At 48.2% G+C, this 13,251-nt stretch carries 8 protein-coding genes; 3 read left to right on the top strand and 5 right to left on the bottom strand.

Annotated elements, in window-relative coordinates; genetic code table 11:
• Positions 1-173: 173 nt before the first annotated feature.
• The 5 genes from G451_RS0122040 to G451_RS0122060 are packed head-to-tail and all read right to left on the bottom strand — an operon-like array spanning position 174 to position 6,721.
• Positions 174-1,280, bottom strand: a complete 1,107-nt coding sequence (locus G451_RS0122040) for a serine hydrolase domain-containing protein (RefSeq protein WP_027185948.1) — start codon at positions 1,278-1,280, stop codon at positions 174-176.
• A complete protein-coding gene (locus G451_RS0122045) occupies positions 1,277-2,308 on the bottom strand; it encodes a serine hydrolase (protein WP_027185949.1) in 1,032 nt (343 codons plus the stop codon). Before G451_RS0122045 ends, G451_RS0122040 begins: the two co-directional genes overlap by 4 nt.
• 11 nt (positions 2,309-2,319) lie before the next feature.
• Positions 2,320-4,548 carry a bifunctional alpha,alpha-trehalose-phosphate synthase (UDP-forming)/trehalose-phosphatase gene (locus G451_RS31025; protein WP_051261767.1) on the bottom strand — a complete coding sequence of 743 codons (2,229 nt, stop codon included), beginning with the start codon at positions 4,546-4,548 and terminating at the stop codon, positions 2,320-2,322.
• A gap of 23 nt (positions 4,549-4,571) precedes the next feature.
• The gene (locus tag G451_RS0122055) at positions 4,572-5,537 is read right to left on the bottom strand and encodes a YbgA family protein (protein ID WP_027185950.1); all 966 of its coding nucleotides are present in this window, start codon (positions 5,535-5,537) and stop codon (positions 4,572-4,574) included.
• Positions 5,534-6,721: an ATP-binding protein gene (locus tag G451_RS0122060; protein WP_027185951.1), complete on the bottom strand. Its 1,188-nt coding sequence runs from the start codon at positions 6,719-6,721 to the stop codon at positions 5,534-5,536. Before G451_RS0122060 ends, G451_RS0122055 begins: the two co-directional genes overlap by 4 nt.
• Positions 6,722-6,857: 136 nt before the next feature.
• Here G451_RS0122060 and G451_RS31030 point away from each other — a divergent pair, with 136 nt between their 5' ends.
• The 3 genes from G451_RS31030 (at position 6,858) to G451_RS0122075 (ending at position 13,251) form a co-directional block, all read left to right on the top strand.
• The gene (locus G451_RS31030; protein ID WP_051261768.1) at positions 6,858-7,481 is read left to right on the top strand and encodes an HAD family hydrolase; all 624 of its coding nucleotides are present in this window, start codon (positions 6,858-6,860) and stop codon (positions 7,479-7,481) included.
• Between the two features lie 461 nt (positions 7,482-7,942).
• Positions 7,943-9,220: a cyclic di-GMP phosphodiesterase gene (locus tag G451_RS0122070; protein WP_027185952.1), complete on the top strand. Its 1,278-nt coding sequence runs from the start codon at positions 7,943-7,945 to the stop codon at positions 9,218-9,220.
• Positions 9,221-9,294: 74 nt separating this feature from the next.
• Positions 9,295-13,251: a class I adenylate cyclase gene (locus tag G451_RS0122075; protein ID WP_027185953.1), complete on the top strand. Its 3,957-nt coding sequence runs from the start codon at positions 9,295-9,297 to the stop codon at positions 13,249-13,251.

A 13,251-nucleotide genomic window follows, 5' to 3' on the forward strand; every position in this document is an offset into this window, starting at 1 on the left:
CGTACCATGCAATGAAGAAAGAGTGGTATGAGTTCGGAAGCTATCTGGAATTACAAGTAAAGAGTAACTACCGTGGTACCGAGCAGGTATGCTCGGTGGTGTGAGAAGGGGAAACCGAGAGGAATCCCCATTCTATTGAAGGTATTCTTTTTGAAGAGAACGATGAGGTGTTCTTATCGTCGGTTATCTTGCACAACTAGCGTGGACATGAGTCTGCGAACGATATCACTCATGTCTGAGGCCGTATTACAAAGCAGTACAACACCAGATTGATCTGTTGCCGACATCATCATGAGTGCAAAAAATCCTCCGGCACCACCGGCATGGGAAATATATTGCCGGTCGTCGATTTGCAGAACATTCCAGAATAGTCCCAAAAACATCCCTGGTTGTTCGATGACATGGAACCGAGGAATATGGGTCAGTTTTATGGCGGAATACAGTGGCGTCGGCATAAGCCCCATACTGGCGGCAGCGTAATTGAGCATATCATTGACGGTTGAATGAAAAGCTCCGGCCCCTTCTAAACTTGGCAACTCCCAATGGGGGACGGGAGAGAGGTCAGGAGCGTATCCGACGGCATATCGGGCGCGTTGGGCTGACGTTAACGTGATGGTCGTGTCGGTCATGCCAAGTGGGGCACACAACTTTTCTTTGACGAGAACTTCCAGTGGTTTTCCATAGACGCGCTCAAGAATATGTCCCGCCACTGCTGCGCCGATATTGCTGTATTCGAACTGCGTCCCGACGGGACGCGTGAGTTTTACCGTGTTGAGATATTCATACATCTTGTCAACGGAATAGCCGAGCCATGGATTGAGCGGATCTTTTATCGGTAGATTATCCGGCCGGCTTGGCAGTCCCGAACTATGCGTTGCCAAGCTCAGAACCGTTACATCTCCTCCATATGGCGCAATAGAGACATTGGGTGGCAAATACCGTGAGACCGGGTCCGTCAACACGATTTTGCCTTCAAGCACAGCCTGGGCGAGTAAAACACCTACAAAGGTTTTGGTGATGGAACCGATATCGAAAATGGAGTTTCCCGACGGGGCCTTACGTCGATTTCCCCCGAGTTTGCCAAATCCATACACGGCCCGGCCTTGTTTATTAATGAGTCCAATGACCATTCCCTTAGCATGACCGGCTTCGATTTCGGGGAGAACAAGCCGCGCCACACTCGAACGAGGAAGAGGCGGACGTTGTGCCTGGGCATGTCCTTGCATCGGAACAAGCACAAGCGACAGGCTCAATACGAGGAGAAAGCGTAAATATTTCATCGTTGTGCCATCTCTCCATGCAATTGCCGAAGGGACTGGATGCCATGGAGCCCTGTTTGAAACAAAGTGGAAACGTCGACATCGGCGTCCGTAAGAATAAAAAAGGCAATATTGTTTACCGGGTCGAGAAACACACTGACAGAACCATTGGAATCATGACCGACATGATACACATACTCTTGTCCTTCTGTATTGAAGATACGCCACAAGAGTCCGGTAAATTGTCCTGGAGTCTGTGGCATTTGAACCCGAGCAAGATGCGTCAAGCGCAGAATCGTAAAGATTTCCGAGGTGGTTCGTCCGAGGTTGGCCGTCACGAACGTGGCCATGTCGTGAACGGAGAGATGGACTTGGCCATCTTCCGTTATATGAGCGGTATCCATATGCATTGGCCTGAACAGGTTTTGTTCGGCAAGGCGAGGAAAGTCTGTTTTCATACGGTGGGTCAGGGCATAAGCCACAAGACCGGTTTGAATGGCAGGGTAGTCTGCATGAAAGATTGCCGGGGCCGCCGTTGGGGTCAGGTCGGCTTGGTGAATAATCCCCCCTGGCCAGGCAAATGTGGTATGTTCCAGATGCAGTTGCAAGGGAGCAAAAGAAACTTGAAGACTCGCCGCATCGAAGAGCGTTAACGGCGAGTCGCCAAACTTGGGAATGGTTGTTTCAGGGATCATGGTCTTGAGCGGAGCCGTGATAAGGAGGCGGCCGCGCAAAATCGCTTCAGCGAGCAGGCTTCCGGTAAACGGGGCTTTGAGCGTGCTTGCACTGAATATTCTGTTTTGAATGGAACCGTTGATCGGCCCGAAACCGTAAAAACGTGATTGGGTTGCGCCAAAAAGCCCGACGACGGCTGCTGTTCCTTTGGGTGTGACAGGGCGCACCAATGTTTGGATATTCGCGCGCGACGGCATAACAGCATCTGCAGCATAGGTCGGGTGGGCGAAGCACAGGAGGAGCATCGTGAGGAGAAAACAACCGATGCGTAGCGCTGTGCTTCGCCGTATTTCCAGTGTTTGAGGGCTGATCATACAACGTCTCGTTATGAAGACGGCTTATCAGCCTCAAACGGCATGCAGATGTTTTTGAGAAGTACCAACGTGCCTCGCTGGTTGAGTACATTGTTTTTGGCCAGGGTATTCACGAGTCCGACACGGATGGTGTTGGCTGATTCGGGGAGCACCTTGAAGATATCCTCATCGGTGTCATCGTCACCAATAGCCAAAATAAAGTCGTAACTCTTGCCGGACAGAAGATGTAAGACGGCCAACCCTTTGTTGACACCGGCGCTCCGCACCTCGACGACTCTGTGCCCTTGTAATACCTGAATATCGACATTGGCCGTGAGATGTTTGAGTGTGTCCACGAGCTCCCGAGCGCGCTGACGAGCAAGTTTGTTTGCTGCTCCTCGGTAGTGCCACGCCATAGAGTATTCTTTTTCCTGGATGAACGTTCCGGGAAGCCTTGACGTATACCGTTCAAGAATAGGCCGTATGGTGGGCTTCCAGTCGTTGAGCAATGGGTTTGGCATGATCCAATCGTCTTCGTCTTCTTTGATCCAGACCCCATGTTCGGCCACGAGCGTCAAAGGGAGTCCCGGAAACCATTTTTCCATGGTAAAGCGGTCACTCCCGCTGATGATGACCACCTTGCTTCTGTCGATGGAAGACAAGGTTCGAATAATGTCTGTAACATCGGCGGGCGGTTCACTACTTTCCGGGTTGTTGCTGAAGGGGACGATGGTTCCATCGTAATCAAGAATAAGTAAACGCTCGCTTGCGTTGGAAAACGCATTGATGATCTGTTCGCCCGTGTCGGGGTTGATGACTTTGAGGCGTAGTTTGTTTTGTTCCTTTTTAATAGAGGAAAGACTTTCGACAAAGTCCGTGGCCCAGTGCTGGACATTGAATTCTTTGATGCGTTTTTGCAGAGATTCATTGATGCGAATCTGGTCGGCCTCGTCCATCTTTAAGGCCGTGTGGATTGCTTCGCTGATTTCTTTGGTATTATTGGGGTTGATGACAAGCACTTCGCCAAGTTCGTTGGTAGCTCCGGCGGTTTCTGAAATAATGAGCATGCCTTTTTTATCAATACGCGAGGCAATGTATTCTTTGGCGATGAGGTTCATTCCATCGCGAAGCGGAGTGACCAGGCAGATATCGCTTGCCGCATAGAGAACGGATAACTTGTCCAAGGAAAAGAATTTGTATTGGTAGAGAATTGGGGTCCAGGTCAAGGTGCCGAATTTGCCGTTGATATTGCCGACAAGTTCGTCGATTCCTTTTTTCATCTGCTGATACTGATCGACGCCGGTCCGTGATGGGACCACAACAAGCATAAGGACAACGTGCTCACACCAATCAGGGTAATCTTCGAGAAATTCTTCAAATGCCTGGAGTCGGTTGAGAATGCCTTTGCTGTAGTCGAGACGATCAATGGACAAGATAATTTTACGGTTGCTGACCGATTCCTTCAGCTCCACGACTTCATTCTGGGTTTTGGGAAGAGCAGCAGCATCATGATATTTATTATAGTCGATGCCCATGGGAAACGTATCGACTTTGGCAATACGCTCATTGACATGGACGAGTCCAAGGTGATGCTCGGCGCCGAGAATGCTCGACAGACTGTTAAGAAAATGCTGCGTGTAGTCATACGTATGAAACCCAATGACATCACTGCCCAAGAGTCCTTTTAGAATGCGGCTTCTCCACGTATTGGAGAGCAGTCGGAAAATTTCATAGGACGGGAAGGGGATGTGAAGGAAGAAGCCAATGGCAGCATCCGGATACTCTTCGCGGATAAGCCGTGGAAGTAGCATGAGGTGGTAATCATGCACCCAGATATAATCACCTGGTTCGATGATTTTTTTGAGTGCTTCAAAAAAGATCTGATTGACCTTGACGTAACTTTCCCAGAATTCTTCATTATATTCGACGTATGAGGTAAAATAGTGAAACAGTGGCCAGATCGTTTTGTTGCAAAACCCGTAATAGAAGCTATCCATCAGGTTATCGGGGATATCTACGGGGCAGAGTTTGAACGTGTTGGCTACTTTTTCAGGGAAGCTAAAATTTTTGCCTTCGAGCGACATACCGGGCCAACCGGCCCAGGTGAAGTCACCGTCGAACATGCCGGATTCGTCAAGAGAGGCCAGGTAGGCTCCTATTCCTGTCACCAGCCCTCCAACACTTTCTTTTGCCGTGATGGTTCCGTCTTCGGCCTCGGAAAGGCTAATGGGCAATCGGTTCGATACAATAATCAGTTTCATGGACTTCTCCTTTGATCCGCATCTTAGACATGATTACGCAATTTGAGTTCGAGTGGGTGGGGGTGGAGATAAAATTGCGTTTTAAGGTAGCTTACATCATATTTTCGCACATAATGGTTGAGCAATGTTGTCACAACGATAAGTGGGATAATCTGTTGTCGGTACTGTTCAATTGTCTCAATGAGCTCTGTTTTTTCATCCGGGGTCAGGAATTTTTTAAAAAATCCCATGATATGTTGCAAAACATTGACGTGTTTTGCCGTAGTAGCCAGAAGTCTCATGGCTTGCATGAGACCGGTTTGGTATTCCTGATACAATGTTTCTGCATTGCGTTTTCCGGCTTCCGCGACGATCTTCCCCAGTTCGGATGTGATTTTGGGACTGTGCGATGACAAAAGGAATTTATGCCGTTCGTGGAATTCTACGAGCGGGCCATGCTTCCATCCGTTGTCCGTATCGGCTTGTTCACGTACTTGCTGCCATCGGCGCAAGGTAAAAATGCGTTCAATAAAATTTTCACGCAAACGATCATCATGCAATCGTCCCTCTTCCTCTACGGGGATAAGGGGAAAACGGTCCATGAAGGCACGTGCAAACAGTCCGACACCGGTCGCTGCCGGAATACCGCTGTCATTATAGATTTTGACGCGCTCCATGCCGCTTGAGGGCGATTTGCTTTTGAAAATAAAACCGCATAGGCCGAGTTCGGCCAATTCCTCCACCCGTCTTGCGCTGTATTCAAGCATGCGTTCGGTATGATCCATACCAGTTTTATTTGTCACAAGACGAGGGTGGGTTGGATCTCCAACCAGTCGCATCGCTTCACGTGGAACGCCTAAACCACATTCCGTTTCCGGACAGACCGGAACGAATCGGAAATAATGCCCCAATGTATCTCGCACATACCGATCGAGTTTGTGCCCTCCATCATATCGAACGGGTTCACCTAAAAGACATGAGCTGACACCGACAAGGATGTTTTCATTCATGCGGTACTCTCCTGTTCATGCTTGTCGTGAAGAGAGGGGACTATGGCGGGCAAGCTGACCGTACATTTCGTCCCATAATCGGGAACGGGGACAAGTGAAATGGTTCCGAGATTCTTGACGGTGAGCAAGCGCGCTATTGGGAGTCCAAACCCTGTTCCTGTGGCCTTAGACGAGGTAAAAGGTGTGAATGCTTCAGTTTGGATACTGGAAGGTATTGACTCACCATTATTGAGGATCTCAATAACCGCATAGAGTTTTTTGATGCGGCTTGGACGAACAACCACAGATATGGCTCTATGGTGAGGATCGCTATATTCGAGAGCATTCTCAAACAATCGAGCAAAAAGTTCCGTCATCTCGCGTTTATCGCCCAAAATAGCGATGTCTTTGTCTTCGATTTGAATGTCAAAGTGATCCGGTGACAGTCCCGTGGTTTTCATGGCATGTTCAAGAGCCGCTTGCAGAAGGGGTTCCGGAGGTTCCGGCTGTATGTCTGTTGGGCCCTGGAATCCACCGATAAAGACACCAATATCCTTGACCATGCGTTCTAAACGGAGAGCTTCGGAGTAAATGGTGTCCATAACGGCGCGTACCTTCGGGTCTTCCTCTTTACGCAACAGACGAGAAATATTGCCACCAATGATGGATACCGGATTTCGTACCTGGTGAGAAATACCCATGATGACTTCACGGTCACATTGGGTTGTTGCTGAAATAAAGGCATCGGTTTCGACGAGGCTGCAAAAATCAAGGAGTTTATCCAGGCAGATCGTTACACGGAGCATTTTGTCTACGGGGACAATATCCCGAATGATATCGTGGCAAAAACGCCGTACCGCCGTGTAGGCCAAATGAATGGAACGATGGTCGATGTTGAGTTCCACATGGGTCAGCCCGCTTTTCCATAAATAGGCTGAAAAAGTTGGGGAATCAGCTCGAAGGAGTAAAGAATCAAACCAATGTTCCCATTTCCGTTTCAAACTCCCTGGGGAGCTTTCATGTTCGAGCATGTTGCGATGGGGACTGATCTCCTTGATATGGAGATAGAGAAAATGAGAGAAGTCCTCTTTTCGTTCCAGCAGGGCATCGATATATGTGTCGATATCCGAGAGAATATCGGAATTGATGCCAAGTTGTTCTTTGAATTGCTCAATACGTTCGTATGGTACAGGAATGTGGGGCATAAGTGGCTCGATCACATGTCAGTATGGTCGTCATGCTGAAGAATTTTCTGAATGAATAGCAGGTTCGACATTTTGTTATCAAGAAGAATCACTTGTCGGCACACCGGTGTGACGGCAGAACAGAGGAGATTATGCGATGAATGTCCCTTTTTCCAGCGTATTTTTTGATTTTGGCGGTGTGTTGGCCGAAGAAGGGTTCACCAACGGCCTTGCCGCTATTGCTCATCGTTTCAATAAGGATGTGACCCTGGTTCGTGAGACCGGGTATAAATATATCTGGTCGACGGGATATGTTTTCGGCACAGGAACGGAAAATGATTTTTGGAGCGCCGTCCGCGAGCATACCGGGATCACGGCAGGCAATGAAACCTTGCGCTCGATCATTCTTGATCATTTTATCCTCCGGCCGAAGATGATGGACTTTGTCGATGAGCTTTCACAACACGGTGTGAAGACAGCTATTTTAAGCGACCAGACCGATTGGCTTGATGAACTCGATTCCCGATTTGGGGTGTTTGCTCATTTCGATGTTGTCTATAACAGTTACCATGTGGGTATGTCGAAAAAAGAGCTTGGCTACTTTGAGCATAGTCTCGAAAAAACCGGGGCAAAAGCCGAATCATCGTTATTTATAGACGATGTGGCAGGCAATGTCGAACGTGCTGGTCAGGTCGGCATGACGGCGTGGCATTTTGTTGACGAACCGCGTTTCTTCGAGCAAGTCCGAACCACGTTTTATGGAATATCGTTTGATCATTGATCTGACTTGGTGATGACCTATGCCTCAAACTTTATCATCTCTTCCAAGAGTTTTTACAGTGTCTCGCGATCCTTTCGTCTTACAATGACGTGCTGCCAAAAGCATGGGAAGAGGAATTCACCTGGTCGGGATCATTGAGAAGGTATGAGACAGGTTGATGATTGCAGATACTGATGAGACTGGATATCTAGGGATGTCGTCGTCATGCTATGATGCTCTTACCTCTGTAACCGAAGAATTTGCTCAGCGATAGTACACGCATACAGCGTGTACTATAGAGCGGACTTCCGATATGAGGCTGCGGCATCTTGTTTTTTGTACGGATCACAAGAGGTTGTTATTCACTTTCCATCATGCGCATTGACAGGGGATCTCGCGGGCGATAGTTCAGCAGAGAGCTAGATGCATTGTGTAAACGCGACGCATGAACGTTGTCTGTGTGGAGATATAAAGGCACAGGTATGTTTGTTTCAGAGTATCCTATTCTTGTAGAACAATTGCGAGAAGGACTGTATATTCGTCTTGATGTGACGGATAAGGAAAATCCTTTCCGAAAGAAAGCATTCAAGATTAAGAACAAGGATGAAATTGAAACGATTCGAGGTTTGGGTTTAACACATGTAATCTATGTTTCGGATCGTTCCGATCAATTACCTATCTCCTTAGAAGAGCTTAAATCTCAACGTTCGCGACGCAGTACTGCTAAAACACCTGTCTCTAAAGAATTTTTTGGATTAAAGAGAGAAACCATAGAGCGCAATGCAAAGCGCCGTGAGCAGTTTGCAGCCTGTGAAAAACGATATACTCAAGCGATGAGTCATGTTGTACGACTTTTGCGACATACTGGAGGAAAATCAGATGAGAGCATGGAAGCCGCTCATATTGTTGTAGATGGGTTGGTCGAGACGTTTTTATCTGAATTTGACGTTGTACTGAACCTTATTACGTCGAAACCAACTGAAGAGACCAAGAATTATCATGCTCTGAATGTCACCGTGTTGTCGATGATGTTGGCCAGAGAACTTGAACTCGACCAGGATGCCTTGCGCGACCTGGGGACTGCCGCTCTTTTTCATGATATCGGTGCTGGTCGCGTTCCGATCAATCGTATTGGGACAAAGGGCATTACATCCATGAATAAGGCGGTGAAAGCATACTATCGGGAGCATCCCAAAATTGGAGCTCGGATGGTCAAGGACATGCCCGGTGTATCAACTCGTGCAGCACTGGCCGTTTTCCAACATCATGAGAATATGGATGGGACAGGTTTTCCGAGCAAAACGCCGGGAGACAGAATCTCGCTTCTGGCTCGAATTATTGCCATTGGTAACACGTTTGATCGATTGTGTAATAAGCAGCGAGGGGAAACCATTCTGACGCCACATGAAGCCTTGAAGCTCATGTATAAGCAACGAGAGAAATTGGACGAATTGCTTCTGCCGACTTTTATTCGCCATATTGGAGTCTATCCGCCTGGCAGTGTGGTAGAAGTCTCCAACGGGATGATCGGAATGGTCATATCGACGAATCCGCGGCTTCCTATGCGACCGAGTATCCTGGTGTATCATCCCGAAGTGCCGAAGCGTGAAGCCCTTGTGGTTGATTTGACGATTGAAGAGGAATTGACGATCAAGCGTTTCATTCGGCCGGCTGAACTCTCACGAGAGGTATACACCTATCTCAGTCCGGGCGGTCCGGTGAACCTGTATGCCGAAGCGCTTCAACCTTCAGGAGTATAGAGTGAGCACATAACACGGATTTGAGCGGGCCACGGTGGTCAATCAAGCTGTTATGGGCACGCTACGAATGAATCATGCACACATCGTCTCCTTTTCCCATGTTGTTTGCTTCGTTACGAAGTATTCTGATGCAGTCTCGTGGTACGGGGTTAGCCGTGTCACCTCCATTGCTGGAGCAGGCTAGCGCGTTTCTTGAACAACTTCCCCACGATGATGACATTGCTGTCGGCTACCGCGCAGAACTTGCCTTTATTCTCTCCGAAGTCATGACCTTGACTGCGGATTTCAACTTGCTCAAACGATCTTTTTTTCTCCTGACTGACCTCGGTGTGCTGGGTGAGCGCTTGTGCCTGTTTTTCCTCATGAAAAACGCAATTTCCATCAAACATGCGATGACGCTTTTGGAGGAACTGGAGCCGGAAAAGAAACTCCTGATGGTCAATGGTGTGTTTTCTTTGGTGCGTGATGTCGATCCGCTCCTGCTCTCGTGGGCCGAATCTACTTTGGAAAGCATGATTCATGAGGATCCGGAAGAATTGCTTGTTTTCATGGAGCGGTTAACGGAACGGCGAGAACCCGCTGTATCATCGGTTATTCAAAATGAACTCGCGAGTGGGCGTATGGGAGTTTGGCTTCAACAACTTCTCGCGCTCGATCTCGATGAAGAGCAAACGCTATTCATGGCAAAGACAGCCAGCCGGTTGCGCTCCGCAACGCTCGCCGGGTTGTTGAGCGTGCGTGCACAGCGTTGCCAAAGCACAGCCACCCAGGCGCAAATCATGCGTCTTATCACTGAGGACGATGAAACGCTCTGTCCTCGTGTTATCACCGGTGCTCGCCAATTCGTGAACCGTGCCGAGCCGGAAACCATGTTGGTGGGACTGGAAGTCCTTATCCGGAACAAAAGCGAAGAGGCTGCGACATATTTTGTCCAAGCGTATACCGAGATGCCGCAAATTCGGCGTCAACTTTGCGCTATGACAGCGCATTTTTCGGCGAATCTTTTCGGCCAGGTTGTCCCGCTGCTTCCCAAAACACTTTTGCCAAGTTTTTTGTTTTTTTGTCTGTATTTGGCAAGCCTTGTTGATGGGGAGTTTTTCGAAACACATTGCAACACCTACCAAGAAAACGCGAAATCTGAAGAGGAAAAGGAGGCGATTTCGCGTGTGCAGGAAGGGTATTCGGCGTATTATCAATCACTTTCCTCTCAAAGACGTCTGTTTCGGGAACGCAACCGCCAAATTCATGATGAACGGGTTGATATGGCGGTGGGAGAGCTGGGAAAAGATATCGGTTCCTTTGTACTTCTTTTAAAAGAAGCTGCAGCGAAGTTGACCGCTAAAGAGCCCAAAAAGCAAAAGCGATCGTGTCTTTTAGGCGAACCGGGGACGACAATCACGAAAGTCCGGGAGACCCATACGGTCTGTTCGGGACAAACAATTCAGGGCTTGAAGCTCGAAACGACGACAATCAAGCATACTGATCTTGGGGCAAGCCGCGTTCAGTCTGTAACATTTCGCAATTGCCTCTTGGACAATATTGATTTCACGAAAGCGTCGTTGACCAATGTTCGATTCGTCAATTGCACGCTGATCTATTGTCGTTTTCGTCAGGTGCGAATGGAGAAAGTCGTTTTTGACGAGTGCACGTTGAAAGGCGTGACATTCGGCGAGGCCGAATCAACAGGTTTGGCCATGCGTCATTGCATACTCGAAGAGTGCGATTTTTATGGAGCGTGGTGTCATGAACCCATTTTTTTAGGATGCCAATGTTCGGTTTCCGCTTTTGGATTGAGTGCTTGGAGTCATGGAGTCTTTGACGCGCTGACATTTACCGATTGTCTGTTTGAGAAAACGTTACTCGAAACCATGCGCGTTCAGAATTGTCGTGTCTTGGCGTGTATATTTCTCGGAGTGCGTTTCTTCAATCTGGATACGAATTCGGCGGTGTTTGAACGACAGGTTGTCTCAACGGTAACGCGTCTGTTTGCAGCAGCTGCCAATACATCTTCCCCAAAACCTCATGACGTTTTAAGACAAAAGTCAGGAATGCGTTTTGTTCTCAAACTGTTGTCTCAATGGTTTTTCGAACGCGACATGAGACGACGCAAAACGCGATATCTTGAAATGAATGCACGACGTCTGGAATGGGCAGCTCAAAAAATGGGGGACCGGAAGGCAGCGTTTCTGTCCATGCTCCCCGGGCTGCTTTCATTTGGTGGGGTACAGGAGGGGCGCGATATTCTCTCCGGACCTGCCTGTCGGATAACCGGGTGGCGACCTTCATTAGAAACGCGAAAGCAGCTTATCGAATTTTATGGTGCTCAGGCTGTCAAAACAGGTGAAGCAGCAACGCGGGAAAGCACCATGGAACTCGCCGCAATATATACGATTGGTTCCATCGGTACCATTGCACAGACGGAAGCATCCGACCTTGATATCTGGATTTGTTTTGAGTCTGATCAGGTTGAGGCTGATGCGCTCGGTTCGTTTAGACGCAAAGTTCTTACCCTCGAAGCAATTGCTGCAGAAACGTTTTCCCTGGAAGTTCACTTTTTTTTGATGGATTTACAGAAAGTTCGAGAGAATGATTTTGGCTTCAGCGACGAAGAAAGTTGTGGCTCGACACAGTCGCTTTTACTGAAAGAGGAGTTTTATCGTACCGGTGTCCATGTTGCTGGTCGATATCCCGCATGGTGGTTAGTGCCCCCAGGAGCAGATGAGCGTCTTCAGCAAAGAACGTGGGATCGAATTCAGGCTTCTCCGACATTACGCAGTCAAACTCTGGTCGACCTGGGGGGGCTTCGCCCCATTCCGAAAGCCGAATTTTTCGGCGCAGCATTATGGCAAATCGTCAAGTCACTCAAAAGCCCCTTCAAATCGGCGCTAAAGTTTGGGCTTTTAGAAAAATATTACATGGGAGAAGACACGACAGTCTTCTTATGTGACAAAATTAAAGAAAATATTTTTTCCGGATCACGCGATGTTTGGGATATCGATGCATATGCCATGCTCTTTCGTGAAGTTGACCGATTTTATAGCAAAACCGCCCAGGCAGAAGCCAAGCGCTTGATGCAACTCGCGTTTATTCAAAAAAATGGATGGACTGGACGCCGCGATGGACAGCAGGGAAAGCCAGGAGCGAACGGTTCGGCATTCATAGAATATTTTTTCCCGGCAAGCGAAGTTCCGATTGCCTCAGAATTGATGGCGGAAACGGGGCGTGTGGCTGACGCACAAAAGGGGATTCGTTTTACGACCTTGCTTGCCACGGGGAATCAAATTGCAAGCTACCTGTTTTCAACCTATGAACGGCTCTTACAATACCGTGATTCCAAAGCTCGTGAGCTGCATATCAATGATCAAGATCTGACACGGGTTGGTCGAACGATTATCAGCGCCTTTGAAAAAAAACCGAATAAAGTCATGCGCGTTCCGTTCGTCAATCCGCCTCGTGCTTTTTTGGAAGGATTGAAATTTAACGGTGTTCATGTTGGCAATACTGCATCATGGTCTGTTGATGGCGAGTGTGCTGGGTCAGGGAAAAAAGAGGCAAGTGAAGAATTTCGTCGCGATGGCAATCTTGTTCGGCTGGCGCTATGGCTTGTCGTCAATGATATCTATTCACCTCGCCTTTATGTTCATGGGAAAAATATTTTGGCTCCGGTGTCACTTCCCGATATTCAGGAACTTTTGGAAACCCTTCGGCGTTTTTTCCCCATTGATGAGGTGTTACATCCCGCGTTGGGAGAAAGTTCCAGGTCGGAACGCGTTACGAGAGTCCTTGTGATTTATAATTTTTTTGCACCGCGTGAGGACAAGACTATATGCGACGCGGTTATTGTTTTTTCGACGAATTGGGGGGAAATTTTTTGTCGTGTCGATCCACAAAATATCGATGATTTGGAAAAAGCCCCACTTGCTTTTTTAGACAAGAATTTGGATAGGCCGCTTGGTCCTGACGCCATGCTCGATGCGGTTTGTCCAGCAAAATCCATGTGTCCGCGCGTTAATATCGCTCTTTTTGCGTAA

This window comes from Desulfovibrio inopinatus DSM 10711, from assembly GCF_000429305.1.
Lineage (GTDB): Bacteria > Desulfobacterota > Desulfovibrionia > Desulfovibrionales > Desulfovibrionaceae > Alteridesulfovibrio > Alteridesulfovibrio inopinatus.

Bases quoted from the DNA above. Each gene is read 5' to 3' on its own strand.
- G451_RS31030 (WP_051261768.1), top strand. From the start codon at position 6,858: ATGAATGTCCCTTTTTCCAGCGTATTTTTTGATTTTGGCGGTGTGTTG.
- G451_RS0122075 (WP_027185953.1), top strand. From the start codon at position 9,295: ATGCACACATCGTCTCCTTTTCCCATGTTGTTTGCTTCGTTACGAAGT.
- G451_RS0122060 (WP_027185951.1), bottom strand. From the start codon at position 6,721: ATGCCCCACATTCCTGTACCATACGAACGTATTGAGCAATTCAAAGAA.
- G451_RS31025 (WP_051261767.1), bottom strand. From the start codon at position 4,548: ATGAAACTGATTATTGTATCGAACCGATTGCCCATTAGCCTTTCCGAG.
- G451_RS0122070 (WP_027185952.1), top strand. From the start codon at position 7,943: ATGTTTGTTTCAGAGTATCCTATTCTTGTAGAACAATTGCGAGAAGGA.
- G451_RS0122045 (WP_027185949.1), bottom strand. From the start codon at position 2,308: ATGATCAGCCCTCAAACACTGGAAATACGGCGAAGCACAGCGCTACGC.
- G451_RS0122040 (WP_027185948.1), bottom strand. From the start codon at position 1,280: ATGAAATATTTACGCTTTCTCCTCGTATTGAGCCTGTCGCTTGTGCTT.
- G451_RS0122055 (WP_027185950.1), bottom strand. From the start codon at position 5,537: ATGAATGAAAACATCCTTGTCGGTGTCAGCTCATGTCTTTTAGGTGAA.